The 18,286-nt window shown below is 46.1% G+C and carries 14 protein-coding genes; 13 read left to right on the plus strand and 1 reads right to left on the minus strand.

What is annotated here, in order from left to right; genetic code table 11:
* The first annotated feature begins 67 nt into the window (after window positions 1-67).
* The 5 genes from secD (at window position 68) to NSQ38_RS11995 (ending at window position 6,248) form a co-directional block, all read left to right on the plus strand.
* Window positions 68-1,318, plus strand: a complete 1,251-nt coding sequence (secD, locus tag NSQ38_RS11975) for a protein translocase subunit SecD (RefSeq protein ID WP_051447453.1) — start codon at window positions 68-70, stop codon at window positions 1,316-1,318.
* Window positions 1,308-2,216 carry a protein translocase subunit SecF gene (gene secF, locus NSQ38_RS11980; protein WP_051447454.1) on the plus strand — a complete coding sequence of 303 codons (909 nt, stop codon included), beginning with the start codon at window positions 1,308-1,310 and terminating at the stop codon, window positions 2,214-2,216. Before secD ends, secF begins: the two co-directional genes overlap by 11 nt.
* A gap of 73 nt (window positions 2,217-2,289) precedes the next feature.
* Window positions 2,290-3,249, plus strand: a complete 960-nt coding sequence (locus tag NSQ38_RS11985) for a cation diffusion facilitator family transporter (protein WP_339789381.1) — start codon at window positions 2,290-2,292, stop codon at window positions 3,247-3,249.
* Between the two features lie 40 nt (window positions 3,250-3,289).
* The gene (gene recJ, locus NSQ38_RS11990; RefSeq protein WP_339789382.1) at window positions 3,290-5,698 is read left to right on the plus strand and encodes a single-stranded-DNA-specific exonuclease RecJ; all 2,409 of its coding nucleotides are present in this window, start codon (window positions 3,290-3,292) and stop codon (window positions 5,696-5,698) included.
* 37 nt (window positions 5,699-5,735) lie between these two features.
* On the plus strand, window positions 5,736-6,248 hold the full coding sequence (locus NSQ38_RS11995) for an adenine phosphoribosyltransferase (protein ID WP_017686780.1): 513 nt from the start codon (window positions 5,736-5,738) through the stop codon (window positions 6,246-6,248).
* A 153-nt stretch (window positions 6,249-6,401) separates the two neighbouring features.
* Here NSQ38_RS11995 and uraA read toward each other — a convergent pair whose 3' ends face one another.
* Window positions 6,402-7,718, minus strand: coding sequence for a uracil permease (gene uraA, locus NSQ38_RS12000; RefSeq protein ID WP_338588346.1), 1,317 nt, complete (start codon window positions 7,716-7,718; stop codon window positions 6,402-6,404).
* A gap of 373 nt (window positions 7,719-8,091) precedes the next feature.
* Between uraA and NSQ38_RS12005 the strand changes: the two genes are divergently transcribed.
* The 8 genes from NSQ38_RS12005 to aspS all read left to right on the plus strand — a co-directional run bounded on the left by NSQ38_RS12005 (window position 8,092) and on the right by aspS (window position 18,278).
* Window positions 8,092-10,269, plus strand: a complete 2,178-nt coding sequence (locus tag NSQ38_RS12005; protein ID WP_062835889.1) for a bifunctional (p)ppGpp synthetase/guanosine-3',5'-bis(diphosphate) 3'-pyrophosphohydrolase — start codon at window positions 8,092-8,094, stop codon at window positions 10,267-10,269.
* A gap of 12 nt (window positions 10,270-10,281) precedes the next feature.
* Window positions 10,282-10,743, plus strand: a complete 462-nt coding sequence (gene dtd / locus NSQ38_RS12010; protein WP_339789385.1) for a D-aminoacyl-tRNA deacylase — start codon at window positions 10,282-10,284, stop codon at window positions 10,741-10,743.
* A gap of 76 nt (window positions 10,744-10,819) precedes the next feature.
* Window positions 10,820-10,987 carry a hypothetical protein gene (locus NSQ38_RS12015; protein WP_339789388.1) on the plus strand — a complete coding sequence of 56 codons (168 nt, stop codon included), beginning with the start codon at window positions 10,820-10,822 and terminating at the stop codon, window positions 10,985-10,987.
* A gap of 266 nt (window positions 10,988-11,253) precedes the next feature.
* Entirely contained in the window at window positions 11,254-11,760 is a 507-nt protein-coding gene (locus NSQ38_RS12020; protein WP_105601829.1) for a type 1 glutamine amidotransferase domain-containing protein, read from the plus strand.
* Window positions 11,761-11,864: 104 nt separating this feature from the next.
* On the plus strand, window positions 11,865-12,311 hold the full coding sequence (locus NSQ38_RS12025) for a hypothetical protein (protein ID WP_338588344.1): 447 nt from the start codon (window positions 11,865-11,867) through the stop codon (window positions 12,309-12,311).
* A gap of 630 nt (window positions 12,312-12,941) precedes the next feature.
* Entirely contained in the window at window positions 12,942-14,210 is a 1,269-nt protein-coding gene (locus NSQ38_RS12030; RefSeq protein WP_339789391.1) for an SEC-C metal-binding domain-containing protein, read from the plus strand.
* Window positions 14,211-15,032: 822 nt separating this feature from the next.
* The gene (gene hisS / locus NSQ38_RS12035; RefSeq protein ID WP_315938409.1) at window positions 15,033-16,286 is read left to right on the plus strand and encodes a histidine--tRNA ligase; all 1,254 of its coding nucleotides are present in this window, start codon (window positions 15,033-15,035) and stop codon (window positions 16,284-16,286) included.
* 213 nt (window positions 16,287-16,499) lie between these two features.
* Window positions 16,500-18,278 (plus strand): aspartate--tRNA ligase, encoded by a 1,779-nt coding sequence (aspS, locus tag NSQ38_RS12040; protein WP_336765247.1) that lies wholly within the window; start codon window positions 16,500-16,502, stop codon window positions 18,276-18,278.
* Window positions 18,279-18,286: the final 8 nt, after the last annotated feature.

Below are 18,286 nucleotides of genomic sequence, written 5' to 3' on the forward strand. Positions count from 1 at the left end.
AATTGACTGCTTTTTACGGCATCGCTATAATAGGAATATTGAGAACGAAAGGGGATCTAGGAACGGCATGAAAAGAATTATCAGTTTCATTCTGGTCGTGCTTGTCACCACAGGGGTAATGGTGGGAACAAGCCCGGAACTGCTCAAAAATATACGCTTGGGCCTTGATTTAAAGGGAGGCTACGAGATCTTATATGAAGCAGAGCCGCTCGAAGCAGGTCAACAAGTCACCAAAGCATCTCTGGTGCAAACGGCCAAAAGCCTTGAAAGCCGCGCCAATGCGCTCGGAACAAGCGAACCGGAGGTAACCACAGAAGGAAGCAACCGGATTCGTTTGAAGTTGGCAGGGGTTACGGATGAGGCTGAAGTTAGAGCCAAAATGAAAGAACCGGCTGTTTTGACCTTCCGTAGTAAAGCTGAGAACGACAAGGAAGGCGAGTACACCAAAATCGAACTTCGCGGAAATGAATTTGTTGAGAATGCAGCCAAAGTTGTGTTCACTCAATTGAATGAGCCTATGATTGACATTCAAGTGAAAGACAAAGCTAAATTTTCCGAGATTACCAAACGTTTGATCGGACAACCTCTCGCTATTTATTTGGACGATGAGCTGTTATCTGCTCCAACCGTTAGACAACAGTTGACAGATGGTTCCGCTCAGATTTCGGGTGCTTACACACGTGACGAAGCAAACCAGCTTCGTGACACCATTAACCTGGGTGCATTGCCACTGAAACTTACAGAGAAGTATTCACAAAGTGTTGGTGCAACACTTGGTAAACTTTCTCTGGATCAGACCATTAAAGCGGGATTGATTGGTTCCGTTATTATTCTAGTGTTCATGATTGGGCTTTATCGCATTCCTGGTATTATCGCGAGTTTTGCCTTGATCACACATACGTGGCTGGTACTTGCAATCTTCTATTTAGGAGAATTCGTACTTACCCTTCCAGGTATTGCGGCATTTATCCTGGGTATAGGGATGGCGGTGGATGCCAATATCATCACATACGAACGGATTAAAGAAGAGATGCGCAGTGGTAAGTCGATCTTGTCTTCGGTTAAAGCGGGTGGTAAACATTCCTTCCGTACGATCATCGACTCCAACATCACAACCATTATTGCTGCGGCTGTTATGTTCTTCTTGGGAACAGGTGCGGTTAAAGGTTTTGCACTCGTGCTGATTTTTGATATTGTCACCAGTATTATCACGAATATTTTCTTCTCCCGCTTCCTGTTGACCCTGCTTGTACGGGGTAACGTGTTGAAGAAGCCTAAGTACTTCGGAGTGAAGGAGAGTGAAATTCGTGCGCTTTAATTGGAATTTTGATTATGTTAAAGGTAGTAAGATTGCCTATATCTTCTCGATTATTCTGACGATTACGGGGATCATCAGCATTCTGGCTTTGGGTTTGAATTATGCAGTTGATTTCCGTGCTGGATCGAATGTGGATATCTCGGTATCCAAAGCAATCACAGCGGAGCAGATTAAACCTATCGTTAAGGACATCGGTGTTGATGAGGGTGACGTTACCATTACATCGGGGGCTGACCGTGTAAATGTTCGTTTCTCGAACGTATTGGATGAAAATCAAGAAAGTAAGTTCAAAGAAGAATTTGCCAAACTGGATGCATCAGCTTCGTATGAAGTAAATACCGTTGATCCAGAGATGGCCAAAGAATTGGAGCGCAACGCGATCTACGCGGTACTCATTGCAAGTATCGGGATCATGATCTATGTTGCGATCCGATTTGAGTGGCGCTTTGGTTTGGCTGCGGTTATCGCACTCTTCCATGATGCATTTGTTGTAATAAGTGTGTTCTCCATCTTCCGTTTGGAAGTCGATCTGACCTTTATTACCGCAGTATTGACCATTGTCGGGTTCTCGATCAACGATACGATCGTTATCTTTGACCGGATTCGTGAGAATCTGCGTTTTGCCAAAAAGACAACCAAAGCCGACCTACGCGAGGTAGTCAATCGCAGTTTGGCTCAAACGATGACACGTTCCCTGAATACAACATTCACCGTGTTTGCAGCTTCAATCTGTTTGTTCATATTTGGTGGAGAATCCATTCGCATGTTCTCTCTTGCGATGGTTATCGGAACACTGTTCGGCGCATATTCTTCAATCTATATCGCTGCCCCACTATGGCTGATGCTCAAAGGTAAACAAGTGGATAAGCCAAAAACAGTAGCTAAAGAATCCAACTAAACATCTTATTGTGAAGCCGCGTCTGCCAGGCGCGGTTTTGCAACTTTATGTACAGAATTAAGGGGGAATATTCATGACCAGAGAACATATCCCATCTGCTCAGGCTGCCACATGGAGCGGTATTGCTGGTAATATGGGACTTGCGGTGATCAAAGCGGGAGTCGGTTATATGGCAAACAGCAAATCATTGCTCGCTGACGGCTTGTATTCTGCTTCTGAAGCTGGTTCTGCCCTAGCTGGTCTCTTTCCCTCCAAGTCTGTACACGATAAGAGCAGGGCTCACAGGGAACGGTTTAAAGAACATTCACATGTTGCTAGACCCGGAATCTCAGTATTGTTATCTGTCCTGATCCTCATGGGTGGATTACAACTTGCTATCTCCGCATTGGGTAGTCTCTCCGGAAGTGAACCGGAAGCGCCAGGCAAGTCGGTACTTTTGGTGGCTGTTGCAGCTCTGGCTGTGAAAGAAGCAATTTTTCAATTTCAGTACAGATATTTCCGTAAACGAAACCAGTCTCAGGCGCTGGCCTATGCACAGCAACATCGTCGTTCGCTCTATTGCTCGCTCACCGTGTTAATCGGCATTATAGGATCGATGGCTGGTGAAGAGATGGGTTTGAGCATGTTGCTCTACCTGGACCCCACGGCAGCGTTGATTGCTTCCTGTTTTGTGCTTCATAAGGGTTACCGAATGATTGTGGACACAGTCTATGGTTCACTCGTTCAGGAACTGCAGCAGGAAGAAGCGTCAGATTTCAAAGAGACTGTACAGCGGGTGTATGGCATCATTACCATTGAACATTTGGTTGCACGTGAACAGGAACATGACGTTACGATTGAGCTGGTTATTAGTGTGAATCCAAGAATCTCAATACTGGAAGCACAGGAGATTGCGAATCGTGCCAAGACACTACTGCTAACCCGGTTCAGTCATGTGAAAGAAGTACAGATTCAAGCGATACCTTATGATCCAGGTTATCCTTATAAATCCAATCATGAACTGCCCGATCACGAAGCGACATTAATTCAGTAGTGAAGCGCGGGTCCAGTAGATCAGGAAAGGAGCGTTATCATTGCTTTATTCGCAATACCGGTGGAATACACCGAATATCGATTTGGAGGCGGCTGCGGGACTCTCGCAGGCGCTTTCCGTTTCACCCCTTGTTGGACGTTTGCTTGTGAGTCGAGGAGTGCACAATGAGAAGGAGGCCGAACGTTTTTTGCATCCTGACCTTAATCAGATGCATGATCCCTATCTGCTCCTCGGTATGAATGAAGCTGTGCCACGTATCAAGCTGGCATTGGAACGGGAAGAACATATTTTGATCTACGGGGATTATGACGCTGATGGCGTATCCAGCACATCACTCATGATCCATTTGATGCGTCATCTTGGGGCTTCGTACGATATATATATCCCTCATCGCTCGAATGAAGGGTATGGATTGCACAACCATGCGTTGGATTGGGCGCATCAACAAGGCGTTTCATTGATTATTACCGTAGATACCGGAATCAGTGCTGTTGAACAGATTGCCTATGCGGCAACGCTGGGCATCGAAGTCATTGTGACAGATCACCACGAGCCGCCTGAAATTTTGCCCGAAGCCTTTACACTTATTAATCCAAAACTTCCGGGATGCCCGTATCCTTTCAAAGGTTTGGCAGGAGCAGGAGTAGCCTTGAAGCTCGCTCAGGCATTAATCGGGGAAGTGCCCGGTGAATGGATGGAGATTGCCGCCATCGGCACCGTTGCCGATCTGATGCCTTTGGAAGGGGAGAACCGGGTTATCGTCAGTTATGGAATAGAATCGATGCGTGGTTCACGTCTTCCTGGTGTAAGTGCATTGCTGGAAATTAGTGGTGTGGATCAGAGTCAGGTGACTTCGATTAATATTGCCTTTGCCATGGCGCCTCGTATTAATGCCAGTGGACGTTTGGATCATGCCGGGAGAGCGGTATCGCTTCTCACCACCGAGAATCTGGATGAAGCTCATACGCTTGCGGGCCAGCTTGATCTTTTGAATCGGGAGCGGCAGCAAGTCGTAGAGGGCATATTACAAGAAGCAACGGCACAGTTGGAACAAAAGATACAGCTTCGTTCAGGAGCCGTTCCAGATGTAATCGTATTGGCTGGTGAGGGCTGGAACGTCGGAGTGGTTGGTATTGTGGCTTCCAAATTGCTGGAGCGTTATTACCGACCTACACTTATCTTTGGGATCGATCCAGAGAGCGGTGTCTGTAAGGGCTCTGCGCGCTCTATTGATGGCTTGGACATCTATGAGGCGCTCACAGTCAATAAACACACCATGGACCATTACGGGGGACATCCTGCTGCAGCAGGTATGACCTTGCATCGGGATCAGTTGGAAGAACTTGAGGCTGGTTTGAATGAGTTTGCCGCATCTGTATTGACTGAAGAGGACTTTGTACCTCAACGTCTTGCGGATGATGAATGCAGAATCAGTGATGTTCCGCTGAAAGTGATCCAGGAGATCGACAGATTGCAGCCTTTTGGGATGAGCAATCCTTCGCCACGGTTTGTATTGAGAAGTGTGACTGTGAAGGAAACCAGAACAATGGGACGAGAGAAACGCCATCTGAAACTGGTTCTGGAACAGGATGGTCAGCAACTGGAAACCGTTGCTTTTGGCAAGGGAGCGTTAGCAGAGTTTCTTCTCCCAGGTTCCGTTATTGATGTGATGGGAGAACTGTCCATCAATGAATGGAATGGGATGAGAAAACCTCAACTGATGCTTCAGGACATTCATGTTCCTCAGGTCCAAGTGTTTGATTTGCGCGGTAATGCCGAGCCATTAAATGCGATGAAGCATTTCTTGAGCTCACTTGAGGTGCATCTGCGATATAAATCTGGTTCTGTTGGTGCTATTGTCCGGAAAGAAACAGATGTTTCCGAGGGAAATTCATTGTATGAACCTTGCCTTTGGGTATATGATAGAAAGGTCGGGTTATTTCCGTGTAATGCTGCTGCACAGCATTATGGACAGGAACAAGTCCGGACGTTATTTGTGTTTGATACGCCGGAAACCCCGGAACAACTTAATGCCATGCTGGCTTTGTTCAGTGGAGCTGAGAATATCATCCTTCTGCACGGATCAGGCAACCGCCGAGATCGCCTTCAGATGCCTTCCAGAGAACTCTTTAAGCGTATTTATATGCAGGTGTTGAAATGGAAAGCTGAACCCGTGGAGGAACAAGAGATTACTCCTGTGCTCAGTCGTCAGTGTGGTTGTTCGCCGCGCATGATTACGATGATGTTGGATGTATTCGAAGAGTTATCCTTCATTACCCGTGATAACGGCAAAATTGCGTTTGTGGATAACCCGCCTAAGCGTGAACTAACCGCTTCACGTCACTATCAGGCGCTCGAAAATATGGCCGAGATAGAACAGGTGATGCTGGATGCAGCCACACCGCAACTGACACAATGGATGATATCCCGGATGAAGGGCGTATCTTAGATGGAAGTTTGTGTATTTATTTTAGGAGGAGATTATTTTGGATTTTAAAGATTATATTCGTGTCATTCCTGACTTTCCACAACCGGGAATCAGCTTTAAGGACATTACAACATTGTTGAAGGATGGAGAAATGTACCGCAATGCGATCAATGAACTGAAAGTGATGGTTTCTGATCTTAAAATTGACGTTATTGCTGGACCTGAAGCACGTGGATTCGTTGTGGGCGCCCCTCTGGCATACGCTCTTGGTGTCGGTTTTGCTCCGATTCGCAAAAGTGGAAAACTGCCTGGAGAGACGATTGAAGTTGGTTATGATCTCGAGTATGGCAAGGATACACTCGCGATGCACACAGATGCGATTGAAAAAGGTCAAAATGTCCTGATCGCAGATGATTTGCTCGCAACGGGTGGAACGATTGCAACTTCCATCAACTTGATTGAACAATTGGGTGGGAAAGTTGTCGGAGCTGCCTTCCTGATCGAGCTGTCTGATCTGAATGGTCGTGCCAAATTGCCAGAAATCGATGTATTCACATTGATGAATTATTAAGCTGAGATCTCCACATGTACCGCTGTGACGAAACATGAATTGTTTTTTCCGTTTCCCGGGAAATAATATACAGCATTAATGATTATCAAAAAGCCTGTTCTTCCAACCGTAAGGTTAGGGAGAACAGGCTTTTTGACGTGTATACGATGGAAATTAATGTGGCGTTTTTTCAGTGACAGGCTGTTTACGCGAATCGTCATTCAACCAACCTAGCACTTCAAACAGTTTGAACAACAAGCTCATCAGGATTCCGACGATGGTTGCCAATGCCATCCCTTTCAGATGAACGCCGTAGAAGGTAACTTCTGTACCACTCAGTCCGATGACCAGTACAAGTGTAGTAAGCAGTAGATTGGTCGGTTTGGCAAAATCGACTTTCTGTTCAACAAGAATACGCAGACCGGATGCTGCAATGACCCCGAAGAGAAGTAGTGATACTCCACCCATAACAGGCACAGGAATGTTGGCTACAAGCGCCGAGAATGTTCCTGAGAAGGAGAGCACGATTGCAATAACTGCTGCCCCACCAATGACATATGTGGAGTATACGCGGGTCAGGGCCATTACACCGATGTTCTCACCATAGGTTGTATTAGGAGTAGATCCTACAAACCCGGACAGAATGGTGGAGACCCCATTACCAAGCAGGGAACGATGAAGCCCAGGGTCTTTTGAAAGATCTTTGCCTACAATGCTGCTCGTTACAAGCAAATGTCCAATATGTTCAACGATAACCACAAGCGCTACAGGTAAAATGGTGAAAATAACGGACCAGTCAAATGTAGGCGTTGTTACGGTTGGTAGTGAGATGAAATCAGCGTTTCCAATAGCCTGTTTATCAACCAGACCCATAGAATAGCCAAGGATATAACCGACTACAATACCGATTAGAATATGAATGATTTTGGGGAATCCACGGAACGTTACGGCTCCAATAACAGTGATACCGAGTGTGGCCATGGATAAAATAATGGGTTTGGCCTGAGGCACCCAGTTGGGGTTAGCAACAGGATCAGAGTTAATCAATCCTGCCATACCAGCTGCAACAGGTACAAGCTCCAGACCGATCAGAGCAACGATGGCGCCCATAACCGCTGGTGGGAAGACTACGTTAATCCATCCGGTACCCGCAAATTTAATAATGAGGGCCACGAAACAGAAAACAAGTCCTGTTATGATAAAAGCTCCAAGTGCCATGGAGTAGCCATTCTCTGGATGTTGTTTTAATACCATTGTGACAGGTGCAATAAAGGCAAAGCTTGATCCGAGATATGCTGGAATCTTACCTTTACACATGAGTATGTACAACAGTGTTCCAATCCCGTTCATCAGCAGGATCATACTTGGATCAACACCGAACAGGTTTGGTACAAGCACCGTGCTACCAAACATGGCGAACAAATGCTGAAGGCTAAGCAGTGAACCTGAGCCAAGAGGCATCTTTTGATTAACCTGAATTTCGCGTTGCAATGAATTTCATCTCCTTTTCCGAAACACAAACTTTCAATAGATTACAGAGTTTCTCTTAATTAAGCAATAACATTTTTGACGTAGCAAAGCGATGGAATTTATATTTTCATGAATTTTCCTTCTATTTCAGCAAATAACGGCAATAATACATAAGAAATAAGAAATACATCCAATCCCCTGTGAGTCATAGGGAAATGGGATAGAAGTAATCCAGATCACCAATATAAAAATTGGATAAGCGCTGTTATTCGTCAGCAGTTGACGGGAAACGGGCGAAGCGTCATAATTATAGGAAATTACTTTTACGGGGAACCTGTGTTGCAGCACTGTCACGGGTTCCATTTGGTATAGAAAGGACACGGAACAGATCAGAATGGGCATAGAGCAATTACTCGAGAAGGCCGGGGCATATATCAAAGAACCCGATCTGGTGCGCATACGAGAAGCTTACGAATTTGCTGATCAGGCCCACCATGGACAGACGCGAAAATCGGGAGAACCGTATATTCTGCATCCGCTTGCGGTTGCCGACATTGTTGTGAACATGCAGATGGACACCATCTCCATAATAGCAGCGCTTCTTCATGATGTAGTAGAGGATACTACGGTCTCACTTGAAGAGATCCGCAATCATTTCGGCAATACGTGTGCCATGCTTGTTGACGGCTTGACGAAGCTGGAACGTATTCAGTTTCGCTCCAAGGAAGAACAGCAGAACGAGAACTACCGCAAAATGTTCATCGCCATGGCGCAGGACATCCGTGTCATCGTGATTAAATTGGCTGACCGTCTGCATAATATGCGGACACTCAAGTTTCAGTCGGAAGAAAGCCAGCGCCGGATTTCATATGAGACGCTGGAAATTTTCTGTCCGATTGCAAACCGTTTGGGTATCTCTGCAATCAAATGGGAAATGGAGGACATCGCCCTCCGTTATTTGAATCCGCAACAGTATTACCGAATTGCAAACCTCATGCACAAAAAACGTGCAGAACGTGAGCAATATATTGATACGGTTATGGATGGAATTACGAACAAGCTCGATGAGATGGGAATTCAGGCAGACCTTTCGGGCCGCCCGAAACATATCTACAGCGTGTTCAAGAAGATGACCACCAAAAACAAGCAGTTTAACGAAATTTACGATCTGCTTGCTATCCGTATTATTGTGGATAATATCAAGGATTGTTATGCTACCCTGGGAATTATACACACGTTATGGAAACCGATGCCTGGACGCTTCAAAGACTACATTGCGATGCCGAAGGCGAACATGTATCAATCGCTGCATACAACGGTAGTTGGTCCCAATGGCGAACCAACGGAAGTGCAGATCCGGACATGGGATATGCACCGGACTGCTGAATTTGGTATTGCAGCCCACTGGGCCTACAAAGAAGGCGCTGCGAACGGAAATCATTTTGAAGATAAGATTACGTTCTTCCGTGAAATTCTTGAACTTCAAAACGAAGCACAGGATGCATCAGAATTCGTAGAGTCACTCAAAATGGATTTCTTCTCGGATCTGGTATTTGTATTTACGCCAAAAGGAGAAGTCATCGAATTGCCGATCGGCTCTGTTCCTTTGGATTTTGCTTATCGAATCCATACGGAGGTTGGTAATCGGACCATTGGTGCCAAAGTGAACGGTCGGATTGTTCCGCTCGATTATCATCTGAAGACAGGCGATATCATCGAAATTTTGACGTCCAAACATTCTTACGGACCGAGCCAGGACTGGATAAAAATTGCGAAATCATCTCATGCACGAGCGAAGATCAAGCAATGGTTCAAGAAGGAACGCCGTGAAGAAAACGTTGAAAAAGGTCGGGATAGCTGTGAGCGTGAACTGAAACGCATGGGGCTTGATCCTTCTGCATGGATGACGGATGACAAGTTGATGGAAGCTGCCAAAAAATATGCGTTTAACGATATTGATGACATGCTTGCGGCTGTTGGATTCGGTGGGATTACTGCTGCACAGATTGTAACCAAAGCAACGGAAAAACTGCGTAAAGAGCAGGAAGAGTCCAGTTTGCTGGAATTAAATTCCGAGATGCGTGAGCTGAAACCTGCACCTGAGCGCAGAAATCGACCAACCAACGGTATTCGTGTCAAAGGCATTGATAATCTGCTTGTCCGATTCGCACGATGCTGTAATCCTGTACCTGGGGATGACATTATCGGATACGTTACACGCGGACGCGGCGTTTCCGTACACCGTAGTGACTGTCCGAATATCCCGACAAGTGCAGACGGAGAAGAAGCAGCACGTGTGATTGAGGTCGAGTGGGAAGAGAATATTGAAGCAAGTTACAGTGTGGATATTGAGATTACAGGCCATGATCGGAATGGCTTGCTCAACGAGGTACTTCAGGCTGTATCTGAAAGTAAAACCAATATATCTGCCGTTACAGGACGGACAGATAAAAATAAATTAGCATTGGTGCACGTCACAATTCTGATTCGTAATACGGATCATCTGCAATCCGTTGTAGAACGGATCAAACGTGTGAAAGATGTCTATTCGGTGCATCGGATTATGCAGTAAGGAGCCTGTAAGATGAGGGTGCTTGTACAACGCTGTAAAGAGGCTCAGGTGACCGTGGGAGACGAGCTGACAGGGAAGATCGAATCCGGATTAATGCTGCTCGTAGGCATTACCCATGAGGACACCACGAAGGATGCCCAGTATCTGGCTGACAAAGTTAGTGGGTTACGGATATTTGAGGATGATCAGGAGAAGATGAATCTCAGCCTGCTTGATGTAGGCGGTGCTGTATTGTCTGTTTCCCAGTTCACCCTGTATGGGGATTGTCGCAAAGGAAAGCGTCCGAGCTTTGCGGCTGCGGCCCGACCTGAAGCGGCAGAACTGTTATATGAAACGTTTAATCAACTACTACAGGATAAAGGTATTCAGGTTGAAACCGGGCGTTTCGGAGCGATGATGGATGTAACATTTACCAATTGGGGACCCGTGACTTTGATGCTTGAAAGTCCGGTTCGTCAGGAACCACGTGCATAATTTCATGGGGTTTAGGCCATAATGAGGGATAATTCGTTGATGACTATTTCATGATCAAAGGAGTATCCATCCAATTATGCGCCAATCTGCGAAAGAAACACGTACCCGTACAGAACCTTTGTTACTCCCTGGCAACCTGTATGAATCATTGCAGCTTGCCCGTTCGGCTGCTGAGTATGTTGCAACGATCTGGGCACTTCAGGATACTGACAAAGGGAAGCAAAGTCATCTTCCGCGATCTTGAATGTTTACAAAGGTATATAAACATCCGATATTTGGATTATACAGATTCTGAAAAAGTCCTGATTCCTTCCCGAATCAGGACTTTTTGTCGTGAGTAGAACTTTTTAAGTGTTCGTTTGACGACTTCGTTACAAAATGAAATTACATCAAATTGTTATAAATTGCTCTGGTGAGGGTAATAACAAAACGAGGCACAACGAAGTGCCAATGTACTGCAAGACCCGATTTTATAAAGAAAGTTCGAACACGGAAAGGAGAACATACGTTATGAGTAAAGTTGCTTTTTTATTGGCGAATGACTTTGAGGATTCGGAGATGCAGGTCCCGTATGACGAAGTAAAAAAAGCTGGACATGAAGTGGAGATTATCGGATTAAAAGCCGGTGAGACCCTTAAAGGTAAAGGAGGAAAGGCCTCCTATACCACAGATAAGGCGATTGGTGATGCATCCGCTTCAGATTATGATGCAGTCGTGATTCCTGGTGGATCATCCCCTGAGAATTTGCGGACTGATGCGCACATCTTGAAGTTTGTCACCGAGATCAACAGTGCGAAGAAACCAATTGCTGCGATCTGTCATGGTCCGCAAATTTTGGCTAGTGCCGGTCTGTTGAAAGGCCGCACCATTACATCCTATCCACCACTTAAGGATGACATGGTAAACGCAGGAGCAGAGTTCAAGGATCATGAGGCCGTTGTGGATGGAAACTATATTACATCCCGAACACCTGAAGATGAGCCAGCGTTTGTACGTGAACTGCTAAAAGTTATATAACTTCAGCCAGTGCCACTGACATACATTGATGTATCTTAACTACGTTACATCGTGACGTTTACAAACTTCACGTTGCATTTCATTCCGAAAAAGGAGGGTTTGACATGACAAAACATATTCAGGCGTATTTTCGAACCGAGGACGAGGCAGAGGGAGCAAGAACTTCACTTCAGACGTTCCGTACAGAGCATTTGGAAGTAGGTCAACTCGATAGTGCGATAGGTAGAGACACGCGTGTTATGGTGCCACTGGTGCCTTATAATACAGCAGGTGGGGTAGGCACCAACGGAGCAATGGGTGTAGGTGCAGCCCCTGGTGTTCCAGCTAGCGAAAATGTGATCCCTGTAGTAGCCAATGTGGACCGTGATGCAGAACGGGATACTCGTGACAGAGTGAATGAGGATGGAGACCTGCTGAATGCTGCAGATGTGTCTTCGGCCGATTATGATGATCTGCATTATGTTCTGTCTGCCAAAGTAAGGGATGAGGATTATGAGGAGATTGTTCATAAGCTTCGTTCCAACCATGCCTATGTGGAAGATTTGAATTAACGTGTAGATACTTCTTGGCCCTTGCACTGCTCGACCACACAGTCGAGTGATGTGCAAGGGCTTTTTAATCAGGAGGATATTAAAAAACTAATTTATAAAGCGCTATCATTTTTGTAATATTACTGTAATATTAGATACATAAGCCTTTAACATAGTGGGCTTATAATAACACACATGACCCCCTTTTTTTATATATCCTTTGAGCCTGCACACCGTGTGCAGGCTATTTTTTTTGAGCTGAGAATGTGTATGTTTTGGGTAGAGCTTACCCCTTTATTCAATTTTTGCTAGAATAGAGAGATGGGTTTATATATTCTACAGCGAATTGTTTTCATAGTTGGGCTACATTGGACGGTAAATCTAGCTCCAGCGATTGGGTTCAGGCGAATCCAATCCTATGACAGAGAGTATGAGGAACTCATCGCCAGAGTGATCGGTCATATTCCAGATGAACATATACTCGCTGAAACGGCCCCGCCTTTTTTTATATAAGTACGGCAGCCGTTTCTGCTTAATCGATGGAATTTGAAAGTTATATAGAATGCCTCGTTTGAGAAATGACACCTACAATGCTAAAGCAACAGATTTCTCATGCGAATGGCTAGAGACAGATTTAAGGGGGAATTAGTTTTGAGTAAGGTTGGAAGAAATGATCTATGCCCATGCGGTAGTGGGAAAAAATATAAGAAATGTTGTCTGAACAAGGAGTCCTCTGCAGTAGAATCCATACTGGGGATAATATCAACGGAGCAATCGGTTCGGGAAGCCTCCATTCAGCCTGAGAGCAAACTGACCTTGACCAAGCTGAAAAAGATGGTGGCAAGCGATTTGAAATGGGAGCATCCGGCTCACGAACAGCTGGCACTGCAGACTATTGAGAACATGAGGAAACAATACGAGCCAGAGGTAATTTTGGAAGCTCTGGTGTTATGGAACGGCTACTCCCGTCAGACCCGCCCTACTGTGAAGAAGACAGGCTCGTTCTCTGCTGCAATTGAGTATTTGCTGTCCGAGGAATACGGCTTCAATGTCTCAAAGGCTGAGCTGGCTGATAAATATGAGGTAACGACAGGCACGATCTCCCGGAAGGTTAAGGAGATGAATAGTTACATCGAAGAATACGGCATGGGCGGTGAAACGGACGAGCTATTGATGCTGAACGGTCCAGGCACATCGAAAGACAAAGCACAGGCTCTGCTGTCTAAGGCGATGGAAGCGAGCTCTTCCAAACGGAGAGTACGTCTGGCGGAAACAGCGCTGGAGATGTATCCTGACAGTTCTGATGCGTATCTCATTTTGGCTGAGGAATCGGACAATGAGAATGATGCACGATCTTACCTCAAGGAAGGAATTACTGCTGGCAAACGTGAACTGGGTGAACTGTTCTTTGAGGAGAACAAAGGGGACTTCTGGGGGCTTCATGAGACTCGTCCCTATATCCGGATATGCAAAAGCTATGCCGAATCCTGCTGGTTTGGCGGAGATACGAAAGAAGCATCACAGATCCTGGAGCATATTCTAGAGCTTAATACGGAAGACAATACCGGAGCACGTTACCTGCTCGCTGCTGTGTATTTGTATAGTAACCAATTGGATCAGGCAGAGCAATTGCTGGAGGAGTATGGAAGAGGCGACGCCGCAGCGGCCTTTGCCTATGACAAGATTATTCTGGAGTATAAGAAAAACGGAATCACCTCCCAGCTTAAAATGCTATACCGTGTGGCCCGAGGTGTGAACAAACATGTGCCTGATTACCTGTTGGGTTTGAAACGGCTGCCGCATAACCTCCCTGACTTTGTCGGAATGGGCGACTCAGACGAAGCGATTGCATATGTCATTATGCATTCCCGTTTATGGGCAAGCGCGCCGGATCTGTTGAAATGGATGCTGAAACAATAGAGGAATAAGAAGCGAATAGAAGTTGGAATTCATAGATGAATCCAGCTTCTATTATCCGTGATTTCTGTGACTCCCCCATCCGGTGCAGCGTGTGAGCAAATTTTTTAGAGCTATCTTTTTGTGTTAACCCTTGACTTTAGCACTGCGGTTCATTACAATCAGAAAATAATACGTTGACTATAGTCAATACAAGTCGATTTTTGAACTATATTACTGATTTGATGACGGGACCAAGTACTCCGTGCCCACATGACCAGAGAGGAATCCCAAGGCTGTAAGGATTCTCTTGATGAGCGGACGAATGACTTCCCCGAGAACAGACGGCGAACATAGCAGAGATGATCTGTTGACCAGTAGCCGGCCTGCGCAGGACGTGCGTTACACGTAGAGCGGAATATCTGCTTGATCAGAATGCCTTGGGCAAACCTGAATCATCAGAGATCACCTGAACGGCTAAAGTGTCAGGTTTCCGGAATGTGGGTGGTACCACGGGTGAATGTATATTACACAATCTCTCGTCCCTTGTTTGCTGTATACACAGCGACAGGGCGAGGGATTTTTTTGTTATATAAGTTGATTCTAACATTTATACCATAACGGAGATTGTAGAACCAATCTGTAGAAGCGAAGCGTTCGTCTAAAAGCTTTCTGAAAGAAAGCTGCATCGGAAGCATATGCTATCCCCGGATTTTCACATTGGAAAATTAATTCAAAAAATCTGGGGATAACAGCGATCGAAAGATGGTACTACAGTCGGAGAGACCAGGTGTAACATTTCTGGATTAACTTTTAGAGAAAAAAATCAATGCTGGAGGGATCAAGATGGCTTTTCAAAAACCGACTGGAACGCAGGACTTACTGCCTGGAGTTGTCGAGAAATGGCAGTACGTAGAAGAAAAAGCACGAGATCTGTGTCGACGGTTTAATTACCGTGAGATTCGTACACCGATCTTCGAACAGACTTCTTTATTTGTACGCGGTGTAGGAGAGACTACCGATATCGTTGAGAAAGAAATGTATACCTTTGATGACAAAGGTAATCGCAGCATGACTCTTCGTCCGGAGGGAACAGCGGGTGTTGTCCGTGCGTATGTAGAGAATAAAATCTACGGCGAACCGGATGTGAGCAAGCTATATTACATCGGTCCAATGTTCCGGTACGAGCGTCCGCAGGCAGGCCGTCAGCGTCAGTTTCACCAGTTTGGTGTAGAAGCCATCGGTGCGCTGGACCCGGCAATTGATGCGGAAGTAATCGCACTTGGATACCAGTTGTGTGTAGAACTCGGCTTAAAGGATGTCAAAGTGGAGATCAACTCCGTTGGTAACTCAACCAGCCGTGCAGAATACCGCGAGACGTTACTTGGGTTCCTCAGACCGATGAAAGACAGCCTGTGTAAGGACTGTCAGTCACGCATGGAGCGTAATCCCCTGCGTGTGCTCGACTGCAAAGTCGATCAGGACAAATTCGTAGGGGCACCTTCCATACTGGATAGCCTGGATGAAGAGTCTTTGAATCACTTTGCCAAGCTGCAGGCATACCTGGATGATTTCGGAGTGGATTATGCTGTGAACAATCGTCTGGTACGAGGTTTGGATTATTACACCCTGACTGCGTTTGAATTAAAAGCCCAAGGTATTGGAGCGATTGATACGGTTGGCGGCGGTGGTCGTTACAATGGTCTGGTTGGAGATATCGGCGGACCTGATCAGCCGGGTATTGGCTTCGGTATTGGTCTGGAGCGTATTCAACTGATTCTGGAGCACCAAAAAATTGAGGTTACTACACTGGCTCCACTGGATGTATACTTTGTTGCTCTGGGAGAAGCAGCTGATCGTGAAGTGAACCGTCTGTTGTTCAAACTTCGTCAGTCTGGACTGTCTGGGGAACGTGATTATCTGGGCCGCAAGATGAAAGCACAGATGAAATCAGCTGATCGTTTCAAATCCCGCTACACTGCCATCCTTGGTGATGACGAGCTGGAGCGTGGTGAGATCGCCCTCAAATCGATGGATACGGGTGAGCAACAAACCGTGAAGCTTGATGATCTGGTAGCGGCAATTCGCGAAGGTAAATAAGCACGAAGTGTTACATTAAATCTTAAACATTCAAGTAAAACAATTGATCCGGCAAAATTACTGAGGTTCACTAACATTTTCGACTAATCGGAAGTTGACGAGCCAGAGAGAATATGCCTTTTCGAATACATGGTCTACACGTAACCGGACTGTTGAAGAGCAGGTACTAACTGCCCATACAGAACGGAAATTCACATAATGAGGAGTTTGGTTATGAAAAGAAGTCATCATTGCGGCGCATTAACACCCGCACACATCGGTGAAACAGTAACATTGAACGGTTGGGTTCAGACCCGCCGTGACTTGGGAGGCGTACTCTTCATCGACCTGCGTGATCGCAGCGGGATTGTACAAGTTGTCTTTAACCCGGCTTATTCCGGTGAAGCTCTGCAAATCGCAGATCGCGTACGTAGCGAGTATGTTATCGCTGTAACGGGTAAAGTTGTTAAACGTGATGCAGAAACAGTTAACAAAAACCTGCCTACAGGCGAAATTGAAGTTCAAATCACAGAAATCGAAGTGCTGAACGCAGCCAAAACACCTCCATTCTTCATTGAAGATGGTGTCGAAGTTGATGAATCCCTTCGTTTGAAATATCGTTACCTAGACCTGCGTCGTCCGGAAATGTTCGAAACACTGAAACTGCGTTCCAAAGCATCCAAAGTGTTCCGTGACTACCTGGATGGAGAAGAGTTCGTTGAAGTGGAAACACCGATCCTGACCAAGAGCTCCCCGGAAGGTGCGCGTGATTATCTCGTACCGAGCCGTGTGCATGAAGGTGAATTCTTCGCCCTGCCACAATCTCCACAAATCTACAAACAATTGCTGATGGTGGGTGGCGTTGAACGTTATTACCAGATCGCTCGCTGTTTCCGGGATGAGGATCTGCGTGCAGACCGTCAACCTGAATTCACTCAAGTCGACATCGAGACTTCCTTCCTGCAACAGGATGACCTGCTGCCAATGATGGAAGAACTGATGGCCAAATTGCTGCGTGAAACCAAAGGTGTTGAGCTGGAACTGCCTTTCCAACGCATTACGTATGCAGATGCAATGGGTAAATACGGTTCAGACAAACCAGATCTGCGCTTTGGTATGGAACTGGTTGAAATGAACGATATCGTAGCAAACAGTGGTGTGAAAGTATTTGCTTCTGTCATCGAAAAAGGTGGAGAAGTGAAAGTACTGAACGCTAAAGGCTGTGGCACATGGAGCCGTAAAGAGATCGATGATCTTGGACCATTTGCTGCACGTTACGGTGCGAAAGGTCTGGCTTGGATTCAAGTGAAAGACGGCGAGTTCAAAGGGCCAATCGTGAAGTTCTTCACGCCTGAAGAAATCGAAGCGGTCAAAGAACGTACTGGTGCTGAGGATGGCGACTTGTTGCTCTTCTCCGCAGACACGAAAAAAGTGGTTGCTGACGTTCTTGGCGCATTGCGTCTGAAAATCGGCCGTCAACTTGGATTGATCGATGACAGCAAATTCAAATTTGCTTGGGTTGTGGACTTCCCACTCCTCGGATATGATGAAGATGCGAAACGTTATGTGGCAGAACACCATCCGTTCACACGTCCAAAAGATGAAGATGTACATCTCTTCGACACTGATCCGGGTGCAATCCGCGCTCAAGCCTATGACCTTGTTCTCAATGGTTATGAAGTAGGTGGCGGTTCGATGCGTATCTACAAACGTGATGTTCAGGAGAAAATGTTTGCTGCCCTTGGACTCTCACCAGAAGTAGCGAATGAGAAATTCGGCTATCTGTTGGAAGCATTCGAATATGGAACTCCACCGCATGGTGGTATTGCCTTTGGTCTGGACCGCCTCGTGATGTTGCTGGCGGGCCGCACGAATCTGCGTGAAACGATTGCCTTCCCGAAAACGGCAAGTGCAACGGATCTGCTGATGAATGCACCTTCCGAAGTGGATGACTCGCAATTGGAACAACTTCATATCCGCGTAGCCCGTAAACCGGTAGCGGAAAAGAAATAAAGGAGGCA

This window comes from Paenibacillus sp. FSL R7-0313 (genome assembly GCF_037969885.1).
Taxonomy (GTDB): Bacteria; Bacillota; Bacilli; order Paenibacillales; family Paenibacillaceae; genus Paenibacillus.